Source organism: Flexivirga oryzae, from assembly GCF_014190805.1.
GTDB lineage: Bacteria > Actinomycetota > Actinomycetes > Actinomycetales > Dermatophilaceae > Flexivirga > Flexivirga oryzae.
Genome location: NZ_JACHVQ010000002.1, coordinates 385,481 through 402,967, shown reverse-complemented (window position 1 = coordinate 402,967; position 17,487 = coordinate 385,481). Strand labels below are relative to the sequence as shown.

The window sequence follows — 17,487 nt, the reverse complement described above, 5'->3', positions numbered from 1 at the left end:
TGCCGTCGGGCAACCATAGGCGGACACCGGACCCAGACGCAGCGACCGCGACGAGCTGGCGTGTCATGACGTTTGCCGTTCCAGCCAGTCGGCGACGTCTTCGCGCCGATACCGTGGCGTCGACCCGCTGAGCCACACAACCTGCGGTCCTCGTCCTTCCTGCCGCATCCGGCACAGCGTGGACGCCGAGATGCCCAGCCAATGCGCCACCTGCCGGGACGTGAGCAGTGTTTCGGTTTGCACTTGAACTACCATCACCTGATCTCCTTTACTTCCAACGCGTTTCGTCTGGTTTTGTGGTGTTGCGCACGCCATTGGTCGTACTCGCGGGCTCGCGCTGCTGTCGCGGTCGCCAGAGCAGCCTCGGTGGAGTCCTCCCACCCCGTGCCGGCATACGCCCAGGAGCCGACGACCAACGTTGACTCAGCGTCGTCGGCTGCGAGTAGGCGAGCTTCCAGCTCGGCGGTGTCGATCGGGTGCCCGGATCGGCGGGAATCGGCAGCGATGGCCTGCCACCGGGCGCGAGCACGCCGCAGCGCGCCGAGGGTGATGGAGTATGCCCGCGATTTGGTGGAGAAGTGCCCTCGGAAGCCGAGCATGTGCGACCACCGGCCCAGCAGCGCGTAGGGGTCGGGTGAACCGTCACGATCCGCCGCCCGTGATCGGTCCGCGAGCACCACGCAGGTACAACGGACCCTGGCCAGGTGTGGTGTTGTGCTGCGCCGATCGACACTGGCTGCCGCTGTCGCGCCCTTGGTGGCGTACTTCGTCAAGTACCCGGCCACCTGTCCCGGGGTCACCGGCCCGGCCGGGTCGTCGGTGCGCGCACCAATGCGGACCGCACGCGTGTCGACCTGCTGACCGAGCCGCAACACCCGCGGCGTATCGGCCTGGTCGAGCAGTGGTGGCGTGTAGGACACCTTCGCGACCGCTGCGGCGAGCAACGCGGCCAGGTCGCGGCCGTCGACCAACGGCGACGCGGGGGCGCCGATCCCGTCGGTCTTCGGCCCGTCGAGGCGGACCAGCGCGTGGAAATGGATCAGTCCGCGGGCTTGGTACTCCGCGACCTTGGCGTACTGCAAGGACGCCACAGTGCCCAGGCGTGACTCTCGCACGCCGAGCTGGTCGGCAAGTCGTCGACGGACCTCGATGGTTAGGCGTCGCCATAGCTCGGGTGCCCACCACTGCCAGATCACGTGCGAGGCGTAGTCGTAGCAGTCTGGGCACAGCGGCGATCCGACCTCCGCATCGCCAGTGTTGTGCCGGCCTTGGCACCAGGTCGCCCGGCCGTGCGGGCATCGGGTGCGGTCGTCGCGTCGACGCGGCCGGCACGCGCCGCCGTGCCGCGTGCCGTGGACCAGCCCGAACGAGGGCGCGGTCACGGTCAGGAAGACCAGCGGGTTATCCGCGACGGTCTGCGGGACCTGTTTGCCTCCCTGCACCCCGGCACGGATCATCTCGAACGTGTCGCGCGCGTAGAGCCGGGAACACGACGGGCACACGTGATCGCGTCGGTTGCCGCACCGACGCAGCAGCACACCCAGTGGCGCGTCCGTCGACCGGAACGAGGAGAGCACTTCCCCGGTGCGGCGGTCGACCGTCACCGACGACCCATGCAACCGCACCGGCCGAGAGCAATGCCCCACCGACGCGGCAGCTTGGGACCACGCATCCCACGCCCGGGACGAGAACCGGCCACGCGCCCACACCGCAGCGTGTGCTGAGTCCAGCCCGGGCACATCGAGCGGCGCACTCTCACCGAACCCCGCGAACTCGGAGGGCGAGAGTGCGTCACTCGACATGACCGGGGCGCTCACCGCGGTTCGCCTCCCAGGGCCAGGTCGCGGGACGAGCCGCAGGTGCGTGTTGCCGCGCGCACGTCAGCTCGCCTCGCCGTCATCGGATCGAGTTGCCGCATCGCTACGAAGTCCCCGAGATGCCCGCGGCGATCGCGGCTTGCGCGGGGACCGGGCAGGTCGGCTGCCGCCGTTGTCGGCGTTACCGGGTGCCGGCACGACATGAACCACAGGCTGTTTGACCGGCGCCGGGAAATCGTGCCCAATGTGCTGAACAAGTCCGTCCGGCCAGTAGTCGGCGCGCACCCGCACCGCCGTCCCGTTCTCCTGCACGACGTAGCCCATGCCGGGTGTTGCCGGGCTGATCTTGTGCGCGGGGGCGACATCGGTCATGCCGTCCCCGAGCACCATGCGCACCTCTTCGGCCGACCGCAGCCGCAGCGCCACGGTCTGCGTGAACAGTCCGCGCATCTCGACCGTCTTCTTGGTCGGGTCCTGCACGAAGGCGAGCACCAGGACGCCGGGCGCACGACCGGCTGACAGCAGCCGCGCGAGCAGCTTGGTTGCCTCGGCCACCTTCTCGCGCTCCGTGGAATACGCGACCAGCGCGGCCAGTTCGTCGATCACCAGCACGTGCAGCGGTTCACCCGGTGCAGGCCGATGCAGCCGCTCGACACCACGCATCCGCGCCAATCGCTTGTCCATGACCCCGACCAAGGTCCGCAGCACCACCAGCGCCTCGTCGACCGTCTCGGCCGTCGTGGTGAACAAGCCCTCACCCATGCCAATCTCGACCCCGCCCTTGAGATCGACGCCATACAGGCGCACCAGACCGGCCCGGGCAGCGGGGGCGAGACCGCCGCAGATGCCCCACAGCACTGAGCCCTTGCCCGATCCGGAAGCGCCGACGACCAGCGTGTGACGTTCGATCAGTTGCATCGACCACGGCGACCCGTCCACTTGCCGCCCCAAGGTGATGCGGTCCAGCTCGACGTGTTGCGGAACAGCCGCCGTCACCGGCACACGCAGCGGCTCGCACATCACCAGCCGCAGCCACACCACCGCCGGGGCGAGCTGCTCGGTCGCCACCGATTGCGCATTCATCGCCGCCGCGAACCTCGGCGCCGCCGCGATCAGTTCATCCGGCGTCTGTCCCATCCGGACCTGCGCGATCACGTCGACCCACACACCGGACGCGGACACCTCACGCAACACGGGTGGGGTCCACACCTGGACCGATCCGGCACCATCTCGCGCCTTGACCGTGCGCTGCGACGACAGGCCAGCCTCCCGGCACACCTCCGGCCAGACGAGTTGGACCCGCTTTCGCCACGCGCGACGCAGGGCCGGCCACACCACGCGCCGTTCGTATGACCCGGGCCACCGCGCCTGCCACACCGCACCCGGGAACCCGGCACCCACCAGCACACCGGCCAGCGCCCACCACGCCCAGGTAAGGCCGGCGATCGCCCCTACCCCGGCAGCGATACCCAGCAGGAACGCCAGCAGGTAGCACCGCCGCCAGCATCGCGCCGACTTGGCCAGGCCCGAACCAATCACACGGGCGACCGTCCACACCGCGTGCATCACGCCGCGCCCTTCGAACTCGACGACGACGCAGAAGCCGCACCCGGCTCGGCCATCGACTCGGCCCGGAACGACCACGCCAGCCGCGGACGCCCACTATTGGTGTCGACATACGGCAATGCCGACAAACCCACGAACTCGACCGGGGTCCACGGCATCCCTGCCTTCTTCGCCGGCGGCACCGGCCGCACGCCCGCCGCGAACTTCACCACGATCGCGGTGTCCTTACGGGATGCCTCCTCATCGGCGTCCAGCACCGTCGCCTGCCACAGCAGCAGCCCGGTCTCCTTGTCCGTTTGCTGCGGACGCGAACCATCCGACCGCTTGTCCACCTGGAAGTCGAGCACCGGCTCGACCTCGCCCTTCAAGAACGCTCCCGCCGGGAACACCTCGTGATGCGGCAGGTTGATCCGCCGTGGAATCGCCATCAGCGACCTCCTTTGACAACCCGGAGGACTCTTACTGCCCCACCGGTCGTATCAGTCACCATAGGGCATCAGACTGCCTCATACAAGGGCGTTTGAGTCCTCTATAGGCAGCAGAGGCCCTCTCCAAGGGGACAGTTCAGCCCTTTCCTGGCACACTGGAGGGGTGGACATGCCAGAAGTGATGCGCAGCCGGCGGGCGATGCTCAGCCTCAGTCAGGCCGAGCTAGCGCACCACGCCGGAGTCGACAAGCGGCAGATTCGCCGCTACGAGGCAGGCGAGGCACAGCCGAGCCTCCCCGTTGCGCGCCTGATCGCCGAAGCACTCGATGTCACGCTCGACGAACTGGCCGGAAACCATGGCAGCCGAGTCGGCTTGTCCGGGCAGTGGTGGGCGTCATGGCAGACACAGACCAACGACACGCCGGCCTACCCGACGCAGCCGGTCACGCTCACGCAACGTGATGACCTCGTGCAAATCCACGCCGACCGGCGCGGCCTGGCACTGCCCGGGGCGGGGTACACCTGGCGTGGTGAGCTGCGCTTGTGGGACAACCAGGTCCTCATGGGCTGGTACGTCGCTGACGAGGCCGGCGTCCGATCCATGGGAACGCTCTTCATGCGGCTGCACACCCACGGACAGCACATGATCGGCCGCTGGGTCGGCCAGTCCCACGACGGGCCTATGCTCACCGGCTACGGAGTCATCGCCCGAGACGAGCAAGCTGCCGCCGACCAACTCGGACAACTCGTCGAGGAAGGCATGACCCCATGACTGAACTCATCCAAGTCATCGTCAACGGCCCACCCGATGCGATGCCAGCCATCGTCGAGCACGTCGTGAAATCCCGACTCGCAGCAGCCGGGCACATGGCGCGAATCGAGTCGACCTACTGGTGGAACGGCCAGCTCGTACACCAGCCCGAGGTCCGCGCGACCTTCAACACCACACCCGCAATGTTCGACGCCATCAAGGCGGAGGTGGCACGACTCCACCCCTACGAGACCCCCAGCATCGTCGCCGTGCCACTGCACGGGGCCTTCGAGTCGTACGTGCAGTGGTTGAACGATGTAACCAAGCTGTAGCTGAATCCGCGTACTCCATTAGAACCCACTCAGCATGGAGTCTCGGATGAGACTCCTTGGTTCTAGCAGTCATTACAACACTCGTCCGCCACATCGATTTCGTTGATCTGATCGGTTTCGTGTTGTAGCTTTCTACCCATCAGAGACTTCCGTCACATCAAATTCAGGGGAAGGCTTCCGTCATGAAGCTGAGCAAAGTCACTGTTGGTCTGGCTACAGCGATCGCCGCCACGGCTATCGCGATCCCGGCAGCATCCGCAGCCACTAGGGTGAGCTGGTCGGGTACGTTGCCCCAAGATGGGGCTTGGAACGGCTGGGTCACCCTCCCTGGCGGGAACAAGACGACCGGGTCTACCACGCACGGGCAGTTCTGGACCGACGCGGCCGGCTCGTGCAGTACGGTGTACTGCCAATACAACGGTCGGCTGCGGCAGGTGAGGTCTTTGTTGCCGGACATCACGAAGGCACAGGTCGGCCCCGAGCTCTACTCGACTCCCCCCGTCGGCGTGACTGGTTTGAGCCTGCCTAAGGCCAGCTACCACGCGGATCGGGAGCAGCCGATCTACCCGGCGACCGTGACAACGGTCAAGATGTGGGTGAGCTACTGAGAATGGTCCACAGTGTTTTGGCCAACAGAACTCCGTTGGCCAAAACATACATCTGAAGCAGGGGGTTTTGCCGGTGACGTCGGGTGCGCCCGAGGATATGTCGCTAAGTGCACGCGGGGTCAGCGTACGCTTCCGCAATAACAAAGGGATATGGGATGTCTCAGTGCGGTTCGGAGTGGGTCTGCACCTGTTAGCTGGGCCGAATGGCAGCGGCAAGACGACGCTCCTGCGGATAATGGTCGGCGACTTGCGTCCCAGCGATGGTGGTGTCCTCGTGGCCGACCAGGTCAGCACGCCCAGTCAGTTACGTGCTCAGGTCGGATACCTGCCGCAGGGCGATGACCTGCCGCCGATGCTGACTGCCCGTGAGACGTTAGACTACGCGGCGTGGCTGTCTGGTGCTGACCGCAAGACACGGACAGCGCGGGTCGCAGACGTGCTGGAGCTGGCCAACCTGACTGACGCAGCCGGCACCCCCGCCCGCAAGCTGTCCGGTGGGACGCGACGTCGCCTGCAGGTGGGGTGTGCGCTGATCACCGGCCCCGCTGTGCTGGTGTGCGACGAGCCGGCCAACGGCTTGGACGTCGACGAACGGCGTCGTCTGACCGCGCACCTGGCGCGGGTGGCGCAGTCCCGGCCGGTAATCGTGTCGTCGCATCATGGTGGCGAGTGGATCGGCGCGGCACGTACAGCGCTCGTTCTGCGGGACGGAAGAGCTGTGTATTCCGGCGGCATCGATGACTTCTTGGCCGGGCCGGGCGGGCAGCACCACACCACCCTGGCCTTCGACGACGCCTACGCCCAGTGGGGCGAGCGCCACGAACACGCCCAAGCCCGATCCCGAGATCAGGGGTAGGCGGTGCTCGGCACGCTCGCGAACCGTACGTTCGCGCGCTGGGGCGCGGCCGCTGGGACCGTTATGGCGGCATTCGCGATCTGGACCCCCAACGAGTACGCCAGCTGGCGAGGACTGCCCAACCAAGCCATCGGTATTGTCAGCACGTACGCACTGTTCGTGTTCCTCGGCATCGCAGCCGGGACGGCACTTGACGCCCGCCTGGTCACCCCCCGCGGCATGGCTACACGCGCCGAGTTGTGGGCACAGGTGCGCGCGCATACCACCGCCGTTACTGCTGCCTCGCTGTGGGGTATCGCGGCATACCTGCTGCTGGTGGCCGTGTCATTGGTACAGTGCGCGCGGCAAGCCACCCCAGTGATGCCGTCACTGACTCTGCTGGGCATGCCGTGCGCTGCGACGTTCGCGTTCGCCGCGGCCGGGCGGGCAGCCGGTCTGCTGCTGCGGCTACCGTTCGCACTCCCGCTGGTCGTGACCGTCGGCTTTTTCGGGGCACTGGTGGCTGGCAACAGCGACGGAACGTACCTGTCGCAATTCTCCACGCTGAACAACAACTACTACGACACGATGTTCGCCCCGCGCGCCTCGACCCTGGCCTGGGAACTTGGTATGTACCTGGCCGTCGCTGCCGCAATCGTCATAGTCCTCTCGCTGTGGCGCGCCACCGGCCTTGCTGTCCGTGCCCGCCGCGCGGGGATCGTCGTTGTTACCGTCGCGGTCATCCTGGCCGTCGGCTCAGGCGTCTTTGTCAACCCCGACCGGTCCTACACCGCTGGGGTGGACGCGCTGAACTCCGCCTGCCGGTCCAGCGGCACCGTCACCGTCTGCGGCCCTGCCGGATATGCCCGACAGCTGCCCGACATCGCCGACGCCCTCAACAAAGCCCGTTCGGGTTCGCCTGCCGGCGTCATTCCGGCAACGGTACTCACCAACGCCACGTCAGACCCCCCGCAAATCTCGTCCGTTCATGGGCATGCCACTAAAGGCGCGCTGTGGATCTCCGCCGACCCGCCGTGGCCGGATCCTTACGAGAACGTGTCGTGGGCGCTGGCCGCCCACCGGCTGTGCGGTAACCCCGACACCTCCACTTACCAGGCGCAGCTGGAAACCCGCTCCGTCACAATGACCCGGTACCTGCATGAACTACGTGACGGCACCCGCACCGGCACCATCAACTGGACCGCTTGGACACGCCAGAGCCAGTGCTGACCACACCCGCCGCAAGCTTCGTCCGGGTTCGTCGGCCCGCCCGGTTCCTGCTACTGCTCGCCCTCACCGAGGCGATTCTGCTCGCCTCCGGTGCTGTCCCACTACCGCAACTGGCGTACAACGACTTCGGCGGGCGAGCCCTTCCCTACGCCTACCATCTCGGCCCCGTCTTCGCAGCCATCCCGTTATCCATCGGCCTGGTCAGCGCCGCCACTGGCTTGGAAACCAGAACCCGGACTAACACCAGGCTGTTCATCCCGCGTGTCGCCTGGGCGGCCAGCCTAGCTACAGTGTGCGCGGTGGCACTGGTGCCCGTAGCCACCCAGGTCGGCCCCGGCGGCTCGGTGACCGTCATGGTGCAGAATTGGCTCCTCGCGGCAGGAGTAGTCATGCTGCTGGCCCATTGGCTGCCCGAACTGCTGGCTTGGACACCCGTGGTCGTTGTCGGCGTCGCCGAAATGATGCTTGGCGGGCACCACCCCGGCATCAGTCTCGACTCCAGCACCACCAAATTCGTCTGGGGCATCATCCTGCTGGCCGCCGGACTCACCATGTACGGATTCGGACCAACCCCAACCCAGCAGCATCTAAGCGGGTGGCTACAGAACACACATGACTGACGTCGAAACGCATGCTCATCGACGTGCCGCGGCAACCGGCCTCTTTGGAGCGCTTGTAGATGATCGCCTAAATGAGACTGTGGCCGGCGTGTTGCTCTTCGAGGTTGGCGCACCTTACTGCTCGGTTATCGGGCGAACCGCAAGGCTCGTGGCGCGCGTCGACCCCGCACCAGGAAGCTAGCACTGGTAGGAGCCGCCACTCCGCGAGCCCGCTCGCCTCAACATCCAACGGAATCAGGAGCAGCCGAGCCGCTACCGGCACCCTCTTCGCCTCCACACCTACGCTCTCCGGGCAAGCCGTGAGAACTTTCTCTACTGACTCAAGGCGGCGCTGCGCGCCGCGCGCTCACCCGGTGCTCCGGTCCTCCCGCTCTGGCGCAGGGACCCCCGCGCTCCGGCTCGTTCCTCGCCTACGCGCACCCCCACGCCGACGCACTCGGACCTCCACCCCGACCAGCGCACAAAGGAAGCGTCTCGGTTGAGCAAACCGAGACGCCTCACCTTCGAGCCGCCGACCCGACGCGGCAGCATCCGGTCACTACGACGGCCAGTCAAGCCCCCGCTCACGAGGGGTCCGGGGCATGCGCTCACCGCGCAACGACTCTCCTTCCGTTCCCGCGCCGGTGGGGGCTGGACAGTCCGCCTCCGCGACCTCTGGTGCTCCGCTATCAGGTCGGTGGCCCTCTCTGCCCACGCGCACCCCCGGCGCACCCCCATGACTCAATCCCACCGATCCGATGCACTCGATGCACCCGAGAACACGCGCGCAGAACCACGCGATTGCCGGTCCCCAAGCACTCGTAATGAATAGGTCGTCGGTTCGATTCCGACAGGCGGCTCAGATGATGCCCTCGACATATGTCGGGGGCATTTCTGTTGAACGGGTATGAGTTCATTTGGTGGATCGGCGCGTTGGGTGAATGGCGCTCGCTGGCAGGACGATGGGGCCGCGCCACGGCCATCCGCGGTGGTGTGACTCACCGCTTGCAGCGATCGGAACTGTTAACTACAGTTAACAGGTGGTCGAAGTTGTCAAGAGCGGGATCTTTGACCTGTGGTTACGCAAACTGAAGGATCGGCGAGCAGCCGCACGAGTCCAGGTGCGGATCGATCGACTCGCGGCCGGCAATCCCGGAGACGTTCGACCGGTCGGCAACGGGATATCTGAGCTGCGCATCGACTATGGCCCGGGGTACCGGGTGTACTACCTGCAGGAGGGTCAACGGCTGATCGTGTTGCTCTGCGGCGGGGACAAGGCAAGTCAACGCGCGGATATTCGGCAGGCCAAGCAGATTGCTGCGGATTGGAAGAACGATGAGCAAGACGACTGACGGCTTCACGCGTTATGACAGCGCGGACTACCTGAGCAGTATCGACGATGTTGCGGCATACCTGGAGGCTGCGGTCGAGGAGGCCGGTGAAGACGCTGCTTTCATTGCCCAGGCGCTGGGCACGATTGCACGCTCGGGCAATGTCAGTGAGTTGGCGCGCCGCACTGGAATGAGTCGTGAGGGGTTGTACAAGGCGCTCTCCGAAGAGGGCAACCCGAGTTTTGCGACCATTGTCAAAGTAGCTACAGCCCTCGGGCTGAGGATTCACTTCGACTCCGTCGCATAGAGACTGGGGCACGAAGGCAAGACTGCGGTTGGGGAAGCCGGGAGTGACGAGAGCGCGCTCCTTACGATTCGAACAGCTGCACCAGGTCCAATCGGACACTGCGTCCGGCGTACGACGCGGTGACGTCAGTCGCCGGTGCCGGGTGCTCGTCGGCCCACAGCGTGTCGGATTCGATCAGGACGCCGTCGCGCAGCTGGTAGCAGCGCAGCGCCCGGTCCATCCGGTCGACGACCCAGTAGTCGAGGAGCCCGCCGGCGGCATACTTGGCCCGCTTACGGACCAAATCGTTGTCCCGGTTGCCCGAGGTGACTTCGATGCACAGCAGCGGGACCCCGGTGAACCGTCGGGGGTCCTCGGGCACGGTGCAGACCATGACGTCCGGGCCGTACTCTTCGGCGATGTCCGACGGCTTCCAGGCGAAGCCGGCCGTGACATCTTCGCGACCGGTCACGGTGGACAGCAAGACGTCACGCAGATAGAACACGGCACGTTGGTGCCCCCAGTCGGGAAAGCCAGGCGTCATCTCCAGTTGCCCGTCGACGTACTCCGCGCCGTGGATCGCGTCGTCGTATTCCAGCGAGTCGTACGTCTCCCACGACATCGGCAGCCGGACGGTGTCGTTGTCGTGCGTCGCCAGCTCGGACATGATGTCGCCTCCTTCACATCAAGCGTAACGGCCGGTGCCAACGTCGCCGATGTGTTCTTCTGCGGCCTGTCACCGAGCCCGGAAACCACCGTCCACGACGAGTTCGGTGCCGGTGACGAAGCTGGCGTCGTCGCTCACGAGGTATGCGACGGAGGCCGCCAGCTCGTCAACGTTCTCCCGGCGGCCCAGCGGGGCGCTACCAGTTGCAACAACTGGAGCGCGGGTCCGCGGCCTCCGACATCATCGCGATCTCGCGGCTGTCGCCCATCGACCGACGGGTGATCACGCACGCCGTCAAGGAGATCCGCGCGACCCAGGAGCGGATGGCCAGCACCGCCGGCTCCCTCGGGATCGATCAGTGGCGGACGCCGACGGAGCGGTGACCGCGCTGATCAGCCGGACGGCCGCGTCCAGCGCATGGTGAACGAGCCCGGCACGAAGCCGTCCGGCCGGTCCGCGCCGGCTCGGTAGCGGGTCGGTGACTCGCCGACGATCTCGCCGAAGGTGCGGGTGAAGGTGCCCAGGCTGGTGAAACCGACCTCCATGCACACGTCGGTGACGGTGCGGTCGGTCCAGCGCAGCAGGTACATGGCGCGCTCCACCCGTCGCCGCTGCAGGTAGCGGTGCGGTGTCTCGCCGAAGGCCGCCTTGAACTCCCGGATGAAGTGCGCGCGCCCCATCAGCGCGATGCGCGCCAGCCGCGGGACGTCCAGCCGCTCGCGGTAGTGGACGTCGATCGCATCCCGGGCGCGCAGCAACCGGCGGTTGCGCTCCTCCTGGGCCTCCACCCACGTCATGGTATGGCGGTCACGCGTGGTGCAGCCTCACCCGTGGACCGGAACGATCACCTCGAGCCGCGGGTATCTGTCGGCGATCTTGGTGTCGAGCGTCGCGAACGAGTGGCCGCCGGCCAATGCGACGGCGGCCAGGTAATCGTCGGTCCAGAGTTTGTGGCTGCGGTCGGGTCGGGCCGCAAGCGTGGAGAACCAGTCGTCGACGTCTCCGGTCTCATCGATCCAGCCGAACCGCGCATCCGCGAGCACGGAGGCAATGAAGTCCCATGCATCGGCGCGAGTGAGTGCGTCTTCGCCGAGGACGACGGGGTTCGTCAGGTGGCGGAGCCAACCCACATGGGCGACCCTGCACAAGCCCAACGAATCATCGTCAGCCGACGTCAGCCATGCCCTCGTCGGCACGTGGAACACGTGGGCAGGCCAGAAGCCGGCCAGGAAAATGCTCACGTCGAGCAGGATCACGGCAGTTGGTTGATGTCGTCGTCGATCAGCACCTGCTCGAGTTCGGCGGGGCTGATCTGGACGGAGCTGCGACGCGTGGATCGGATGAGCGGGAGTTCACCTCGCTGCTTCGCCTTCGAGCCTTGGAGCTCGCGGGTCAGCGCACGGGTGAAGAGTTCCTTGAGAGTCTCGTCACCTTCGGCCGCCCGCACACGCGCTGCGCGCACGAGCGAATCAGGCAGGTCCACGGTGGTTCGCATAAACACATATTAACATCAGTTGCTCAGTGAGCAGAGCAGCGCAAGCGGCGCACTTTCGGAGAAGTATGGCGACCCCGCCGCACCTTAGGGTCGGAGCATTCGACCGGCACCACCCACTCGACCAAGGAGCCTCCGATGCTCAAGCGCAACAACATCTCCTCGATCTTCGTGCTCGACCAGGACGAGGCGAGGACCTTCTACACCGAGGTCCTCGGTCTGGAGGTCGACCAGGACCTGGACTTCGGCCCGATGCGGTGGCTGACCGTGCGTGTCCCGGGTGACCCGAAGGTGATCATGCTGGAGAAGCCCGGCCCGCCGAGCATGGACGAGGTCACCGCGGCGCAGGTCCGTGAGCTGGTGAGCAAGGGCGCGGGTGGGGGCTGGCTCGCCTTCGACACCGACGACGTCGACGGCATGTTCGCGCGGCTGAAGGACGCCGGGGTCGACTTCACCCAGGAGATCGTCGAGCAGCCGTACGGGCGCGACTTCGCCATACGTGATCCGTTCGGCAACAACATCCGGATCGGGGACGTGCACAGCGACCTGGCGTGACGCGATCCCACCGACGGCCGGCGGTCAGTGGGCGGCCGGCTCGGCCACGACGCTCGTCGTCGTGTCGGCCAGTCGGGTGCCCATGCCGCTGATCTGGTTGCGGCGAATCACACTCCAGATGAAGGAGATCAGGTAGGCCGCGATGATCGCGACGCCGAACCAGTTGTATGGCGAGGCCTGGCTCGGCAGCACCGACTCGTACAGCGGGTAGCCGAACGCGATCACGCCGAGCACCGGGACCACCAGGTGCTTGAACCAGGAGAACTCGTCGCGGTGCTGCTGCCAGAAGTAGGGGATGGTCGCGATGTTGGTCACGATGAACACCACCATGAACAGGTCGGTCGCCAGGGTTGCCGTGTAGTCGAAGGCGTCGCCGGCGCTGGTCAGCCCGCCGAGGACGAGGGTGGCGATCATGGCCAGCACGATGGGCACGGTGATGGCGACCCACGGGGTGCGCCAACCCGGGATCACCTTGGTGAACGAGCGGGGGAACAGCCCGTCCCGGGCACTGTTGAACAGCACCCGCGAGCCCGCGTTCCCGGTGCCGAAGAGCACGCCCATGGCGCTGGTGAACGCCGCGAAGTAGAGCAGGTACTGCAGCGGTGAGGCTGCAGCGATCGTGCCACTGACGAACGGGAACTCGGCGTGCGCCATACGAGCAGCGTCGTGGTGCAGGCCGACACCCATCGCCCAGGCCATGAACAGGTAGATGAAGAAGGACACGAGGGTCGCGGTCCAGATCGCCTTCGGCAGCGACTTGCGTGGGTTGCGCGCCTCCTCGGCCAGTGGCGACGACCCGCTGGCGCCGAGGAAGAGGAAGATCGCGAGCACGAAGCCGAGCCCGAATCCGGAGGCGCCGCCCTTGATGTGCGAGGGGTCGAAGCCCTGCCCGTTGATGTACGAGTGGGACGTGATCAGCATGGCGATCGCGCAGACGAACAGCAGGGTCGCCTCGATCGCGAACAGCGACACCGCGGTCAGCACGGAGATGCGAACACCCCGCAGCAACAGGCCGAGCACGATCGCCTCCAGCACGATCGCCGCGATCCACCACGGCAGGTCGAACCCGAACGACCGCTGCACCACCGTGTTCACCCACACGCCGATCTGGAAGAAGACGGCCATGTAGAAGATGAACATCGCGAGCAGGTAGCCACCGGCGATCGTCCCGCCGGTGAGCCTGCCGAAGGCGCGCGCGCAGTAGGTCGCGTAGAAGCCGGCGCTCGGCGCGACCCGGGAGAACTCCGCGGTGGTGTTGACGTGACACGCGAACCCGATGCAGGCGATCAGTATGACGAACGGCGTGCCCACCCCGGCGGCGCCGACGATGGCGGCGAAGACGAAGATCGACGCGATGGCCGGCGCGATCTCCGCGATGTTGTTGGCGACCATCTCGGTGACCCCGAGGACGCCGACCGCCAGGGCCCCGTGATCGTCCGGTGCGTGAGCCTGCCGGCGGTGGTGCTGTGAGCGGTATGCCGAATGATCCGAGCGGGAAGCTTCGCTCATGACGTCATCTCGATCCTGCGACTGCGGCGACCCCGATGGACCGCACCGTAGTCCCGGACCCTGGACTTTCCCTGGCCGGTCGGTGCGGATCAGCAGAGTGGACCCCGGTCAGCGGCCGACATAGATCGGAGCTCTGGGATCGGGCGGCGAGGCCGGTCCCGCGGGATTCATCGGTCTAATCGGCGAGGTTCTCCCGCAGCCAGTCCTCCACGCCACCGATGTGGACCGCCGCCCAGGCGGCGGCGATCTCGGCGTCGTGCCGTCGGATCGCGTCCAGGATCGCGGCGTGCTCGCGCAGCGTGCGTTCGAGCGCGCCCTCCTCCGTCATACCCCGCCAGATGCGGGCGCGCTGGGTCGGCCCGGACAGCGACTCGGCCAGGGACGCGAGCACCGGGTTGCCGCAGCACTTGGCGATCGTGCGGTGGAACTCCAGGTCCGCGCTGACCAGGTCGTCGACCGGCGAGGACGCGGTCGACTTCGCGAGCACCGCCTCCAGGGCCTGGATGTCGTCCTCGGTTGCGAGGTTTGCCGCGCGGGCACACACGGCGGGCTCCAAAACCCTTCGCACCTCAAGGAGTTCGAGGACCGAAGCGTCGCGGTGGAACTCGATGATGAAGGTCAGCGCTTCGACGAGGGAGTCTGCCGCGAGACTGGAGACGTAGGTGCCGTCGCCCTGTCGCACGTCGAGGATGCGCACCATCGAGAGGGCGCGCACCGCCTCGCGCAGCGAGTTGCGGGAGAGCCCGAGGGTGGCAGCCAGGTCGGCTTCCTTGGGAAGCCGGTCGCCCGGCTTCAGGGTGCCTTCGAGGATCATCCCGCGCAGCTTCTCGACAGCGTCATCGGTGACAGCCATCGCACCTCCCTTTCCCGTCCGTCGGCGCTCTCGCACAGTATGCGTCATTTTTCGGCGCCGAACGGCACGTTGCGCAAGAGACATCCGATGAATTTTGCGGAAGTGCTTGACGCGGCCCCGGCGCGCACGCCACGATCTCTCACGAAACATCCGATCTTCTGTTGTGCAAGGGGTTCCATTGATGGCCGAGTTCAGACCGTTCGAAGTATCGGACGTCCGGTTTCCGACGTCGCGGTCGCTGGACGGCTCGGACGCCATGAACCCCGACCCGGACTACTCGGCGGCCTACGTCACCGTTCCGACCAGTGACGGCGACGCGGGCAACGGCTTCGTCTTCACCATCGGCCGCGGCAACGAGGTTGCCGCGAGCGCCATCCACGCCGTCGAGGCGATGGTCGTCGGTCTCGACGTCGACGAGGTGCTCGGTGACATGGGCGCCTTCTGGCGACGGCTCGTCTCCGACAGCCAATTGCGTTGGCTCGGCCCGGAGAAGGGCGTGATGCACATGGCCGTCGGCGCCGTGGTCAACGCGGTCTGGGACCTGAAGGCACGCCGCGCCGGCCTGCCGCTGTGGGCGCTGCTGGCCGAGATGACTCCGCGGCAACTGGTCGACCTGGTCGACTTCACCTACCTGTCCGATGCGTTGACACCCGGTGAGGCGCTGGCCCTGCTGGAGCGCGCGGCTGCCGCCCGCACCGAGCGGATGGCGCACCTGCGCGAGTCCGGCTACCCGGCATACACCACCTCAGCGGGCTGGCTCGGCTACTCCGACGAGAAGGTGACCCGCCTGGTCGGGGAGGCCGTCGCGGACGGCTTCACCCACCTGAAGCTCAAGGTCGGCGCCGACATCGACGACGACGAGCGCCGAGTGAAGTTGGTGCGCGGCCTGGTCGGCCCGGACGTGCTGATCTCGGTCGACGCCAACCAGCGGTGGGGCGTCGACGAGGCGATCGCCAACGTGCGCCGGCTGACACCGCACGGCGTCTACTGGATCGAGGAGGCCACCAGCCCCGACGACATCCTCGGTCACCGCGCGATCGCCGAGGGAGTGCACCCCGTGCGGGTCGCCACCGGCGAACACGTAGCCAACGCAGTGATTTTCAAGCAACTGCTGGCCAGTGGCGCGATCGACGTGTGCCAGATCGACGCCTGCCGCGTCGCCGGCGTCAATGAGAACATCGCCATCTTGCTGCTCGCGGCGAAGTATGGCGTGCCGGTCTGCCCGCATGCCGGTGGCGTGGGGCTGTGCGAGGTCGTGCAGCACCTGTCGATGTTCGACTTCGTCGCGGTCAGCGGCACCACCGAGGGCCGGTGGATCGAGTTCGTCGACCACCTGCACGAGCACTTCGAGGACCCGGCAGTGGTCACCGGTGGTGCCTACCGCGCACCACGCGCGCCCGGCTCCGGCGCACGCATGCTGCCCGACACCCTGCGCGACTACAGCTTCCCGGACGGCGTGGTGTGGACCGCGTCGGCGGACGAAACGACCGGAAACACCCACCACACGACCGGGTGACTACACCACTCGGCACCAAGGAAGGAATCTGTTCCATGCGATTGAAGACTCTCGCGGCAGCCGCGATCGCATCCACGCTCTGTGCTGGGGTTTCCGCCTGCTCCAGCAGCGGCGGCGGATCCGGCAGCTCCGGCGACTCGGCGGGCGACAAGCCGCTCGTCGGTGTCGACTATCCCAGGTCGGACTCCGACTTCTGGAACGCCTACATCAAGTACATGCCGGAGATGGCCAAGAAGGTCGGCGTCAGCATGAAGACGACGAACTCGCAGAACGACATCAGCAAGCTTGCCGACAACGTGAACACCCTTGTGGCGCAAGGCGTCAAGGGAGTCGTGATTGCACCGCAGGACACGGCGGCGGTCGTGCCCACCCTGTCGCAGCTGGCGGCGAAGAAGATCCCGGTCGTCTCGGTCGACACCCGGCCGGACAGCGGTGACGTCTACATGGTCGTGCGCGCCAACAACAAGGCGTATGGCGAGAAGGCCTGCAAGTACATCGGCGACACGCTGAAGGGCAAGGGCAACGTCGTGATGTTCGAGGGCGACCTCGGCTCCATCAACGGCCGGGACCGCACCCAGGCGTTCAACGCGTGCATGAAGGCCAACTACCCGAACGTCAAGGTGTTCGGCGAGGCGACCAAGTGGGACCCGCCGACGGCGATCTCCAAGCTGAACACTGTGCTGGCCGGTAACAAGATCAACGCCATCTACATGCAGGCGAGCATCTACCTGCCCTCGACCCTGCAGGCGCTGAAGCAGAAGCACCTGCTGGTGCCGCGCGGCAAGAGCGGTCACATCGTGATCGTGTCCAACGACGGTGTGCCCGCCGAATACGCGGCGATCAAGTCCGGTCAGATGGACGCGACCGTCTCCCAGCCGGCGGACCTCTACTCGAAGTACGCCCTGCAGTACATCAAGGACGCGATCGCCGGCAAGAAGCAGAAGGCGGGACCGGACGGGCACGGCGGAACCATCATCGCCGTCCGGAAGGGTTTGCTGGAGGACCAGATTCCGGCACCGTTGGTCACGATCGACGGCAAGTACCCCGGCTCCAAGGCAGTGACGGACAAGGCCCTCTGGGGCAACGCGGTCAGCTGACCCGCCGCAGTATGA

The 17,487-nt window shown here is 66.5% G+C and carries 23 protein-coding genes; 12 read left to right on the top strand and 11 right to left on the bottom strand.

What is annotated here, in order from left to right; genetic code table 11:
• Positions 1-63: 63 nt before the first annotated feature.
• From FHU39_RS25245 to FHU39_RS14935, 4 genes are all read right to left on the bottom strand, one after another.
• The gene (locus tag FHU39_RS25245; RefSeq protein WP_123272904.1) at positions 64-255 is read right to left on the bottom strand and encodes a helix-turn-helix transcriptional regulator; all 192 of its coding nucleotides are present in this window, start codon (positions 253-255) and stop codon (positions 64-66) included.
• A complete protein-coding gene (locus FHU39_RS14945; protein ID WP_183321390.1) occupies positions 255-1,817 on the bottom strand; it encodes a replication initiator in 1,563 nt (520 codons plus the stop codon). Before FHU39_RS14945 ends, FHU39_RS25245 begins: the two co-directional genes overlap by 1 nt.
• Positions 1,818-1,880: 63 nt before the next feature.
• Positions 1,881-3,356, bottom strand: a complete 1,476-nt coding sequence (locus FHU39_RS25010; protein ID WP_183321389.1) for an FtsK/SpoIIIE domain-containing protein — start codon at positions 3,354-3,356, stop codon at positions 1,881-1,883.
• Positions 3,357-3,382: 26 nt separating this feature from the next.
• Positions 3,383-3,811, bottom strand: a complete 429-nt coding sequence (locus FHU39_RS14935; RefSeq protein ID WP_183321388.1) for a plasmid replication, integration and excision activator — start codon at positions 3,809-3,811, stop codon at positions 3,383-3,385.
• A 169-nt stretch (positions 3,812-3,980) separates the two neighbouring features.
• On the opposite strand from FHU39_RS14935, the gene FHU39_RS14930 reads away from it, so the two are divergent.
• From FHU39_RS14930 to FHU39_RS14895, 8 genes are all read left to right on the top strand, one after another.
• A complete protein-coding gene (locus tag FHU39_RS14930; protein WP_183321766.1) occupies positions 3,981-4,583 on the top strand; it encodes a helix-turn-helix transcriptional regulator in 603 nt (200 codons plus the stop codon).
• Complete coding sequence (cutA, locus tag FHU39_RS14925; RefSeq protein WP_183321387.1) at positions 4,580-4,894, top strand: divalent-cation tolerance protein CutA; 315 nt, start codon at positions 4,580-4,582, stop codon at positions 4,892-4,894. The genes FHU39_RS14930 and cutA overlap by 4 nt, the downstream gene beginning before the upstream one ends.
• 434 nt (positions 4,895-5,328) lie before the next feature.
• Positions 5,329-5,502: a hypothetical protein gene (locus FHU39_RS14920; protein ID WP_183321386.1), complete on the top strand. Its 174-nt coding sequence runs from the start codon at positions 5,329-5,331 to the stop codon at positions 5,500-5,502.
• 97 nt (positions 5,503-5,599) lie between these two features.
• Positions 5,600-6,358 (top strand): ABC transporter ATP-binding protein, encoded by a 759-nt coding sequence (locus tag FHU39_RS14915; protein ID WP_281379762.1) that lies wholly within the window; start codon positions 5,600-5,602, stop codon positions 6,356-6,358.
• Between the two features lie 3 nt (positions 6,359-6,361).
• Entirely contained in the window at positions 6,362-7,567 is a 1,206-nt protein-coding gene (locus FHU39_RS14910; protein WP_183321384.1) for a hypothetical protein, read from the top strand.
• Positions 7,543-8,187: a hypothetical protein gene (locus FHU39_RS14905; protein WP_221185544.1), complete on the top strand. Its 645-nt coding sequence runs from the start codon at positions 7,543-7,545 to the stop codon at positions 8,185-8,187. Before FHU39_RS14910 ends, FHU39_RS14905 begins: the two co-directional genes overlap by 25 nt.
• Positions 8,188-9,206: 1,019 nt before the next feature.
• Complete coding sequence (locus tag FHU39_RS14900; RefSeq protein WP_183321382.1) at positions 9,207-9,518, top strand: type II toxin-antitoxin system RelE/ParE family toxin; 312 nt, start codon at positions 9,207-9,209, stop codon at positions 9,516-9,518.
• Positions 9,502-9,804, top strand: coding sequence for an addiction module antidote protein (locus tag FHU39_RS14895; protein ID WP_183321381.1), 303 nt, complete (start codon positions 9,502-9,504; stop codon positions 9,802-9,804). The genes FHU39_RS14900 and FHU39_RS14895 overlap by 17 nt, the downstream gene beginning before the upstream one ends.
• A gap of 61 nt (positions 9,805-9,865) precedes the next feature.
• Here the strand turns inward: FHU39_RS14895 and FHU39_RS14890 are convergent, their stop codons facing one another.
• Together FHU39_RS14890 and FHU39_RS14885 are read right to left on the bottom strand one after the other, a co-directional pair.
• The gene (locus FHU39_RS14890) at positions 9,866-10,450 is read right to left on the bottom strand and encodes a Uma2 family endonuclease (protein ID WP_183321380.1); all 585 of its coding nucleotides are present in this window, start codon (positions 10,448-10,450) and stop codon (positions 9,866-9,868) included.
• 69 nt (positions 10,451-10,519) lie between these two features.
• On the bottom strand, positions 10,520-10,639 hold the full coding sequence (locus tag FHU39_RS14885) for an SDR family oxidoreductase (RefSeq protein ID WP_221185618.1): 120 nt from the start codon (positions 10,637-10,639) through the stop codon (positions 10,520-10,522).
• A gap of 14 nt (positions 10,640-10,653) precedes the next feature.
• Here FHU39_RS14885 and FHU39_RS14880 point away from each other — a divergent pair, with 14 nt between their 5' ends.
• Positions 10,654-10,833: a hypothetical protein gene (locus tag FHU39_RS14880; protein WP_183321379.1), complete on the top strand. Its 180-nt coding sequence runs from the start codon at positions 10,654-10,656 to the stop codon at positions 10,831-10,833.
• A 9-nt stretch (positions 10,834-10,842) separates the two neighbouring features.
• Here FHU39_RS14880 and FHU39_RS14875 read toward each other — a convergent pair whose 3' ends face one another.
• Genes FHU39_RS14875 through FHU39_RS14865 form a run of 3 tightly spaced genes read right to left on the bottom strand, consistent with a single transcriptional unit; the run spans position 10,843 to position 11,945 of the window.
• Positions 10,843-11,247 carry a helix-turn-helix domain-containing protein gene (locus FHU39_RS14875; protein WP_183321378.1) on the bottom strand — a complete coding sequence of 135 codons (405 nt, stop codon included), beginning with the start codon at positions 11,245-11,247 and terminating at the stop codon, positions 10,843-10,845.
• Between the two features lie 27 nt (positions 11,248-11,274).
• Entirely contained in the window at positions 11,275-11,706 is a 432-nt protein-coding gene (locus tag FHU39_RS14870; RefSeq protein WP_183321377.1) for a TA system VapC family ribonuclease toxin, read from the bottom strand.
• On the bottom strand, positions 11,703-11,945 hold the full coding sequence (locus FHU39_RS14865; RefSeq protein WP_183321376.1) for a hypothetical protein: 243 nt from the start codon (positions 11,943-11,945) through the stop codon (positions 11,703-11,705). Before FHU39_RS14865 ends, FHU39_RS14870 begins: the two co-directional genes overlap by 4 nt.
• A gap of 135 nt (positions 11,946-12,080) precedes the next feature.
• On the opposite strand from FHU39_RS14865, the gene FHU39_RS14860 reads away from it, so the two are divergent.
• Positions 12,081-12,497, top strand: a complete 417-nt coding sequence (locus FHU39_RS14860) for a VOC family protein (protein ID WP_183321375.1) — start codon at positions 12,081-12,083, stop codon at positions 12,495-12,497.
• A gap of 24 nt (positions 12,498-12,521) precedes the next feature.
• Here FHU39_RS14860 and FHU39_RS14855 read toward each other — a convergent pair whose 3' ends face one another.
• Both FHU39_RS14855 and FHU39_RS14850 read right to left on the bottom strand, forming a co-directional pair.
• Positions 12,522-14,006, bottom strand: coding sequence for an APC family permease (locus FHU39_RS14855; RefSeq protein WP_183321374.1), 1,485 nt, complete (start codon positions 14,004-14,006; stop codon positions 12,522-12,524).
• Between the two features lie 175 nt (positions 14,007-14,181).
• Positions 14,182-14,859, bottom strand: a complete 678-nt coding sequence (locus FHU39_RS14850; RefSeq protein ID WP_183321373.1) for a FadR/GntR family transcriptional regulator — start codon at positions 14,857-14,859, stop codon at positions 14,182-14,184.
• A 181-nt stretch (positions 14,860-15,040) separates the two neighbouring features.
• Between FHU39_RS14850 and FHU39_RS14845 the strand changes: the two genes are divergently transcribed.
• Both FHU39_RS14845 and FHU39_RS14840 read left to right on the top strand, forming a co-directional pair.
• On the top strand, positions 15,041-16,375 hold the full coding sequence (locus FHU39_RS14845; protein ID WP_183321372.1) for an enolase C-terminal domain-like protein: 1,335 nt from the start codon (positions 15,041-15,043) through the stop codon (positions 16,373-16,375).
• Positions 16,376-16,410: 35 nt separating this feature from the next.
• A complete protein-coding gene (locus FHU39_RS14840) occupies positions 16,411-17,472 on the top strand; it encodes a sugar ABC transporter substrate-binding protein (RefSeq protein ID WP_183321371.1) in 1,062 nt (353 codons plus the stop codon).
• Positions 17,473-17,487: the final 15 nt, after the last annotated feature.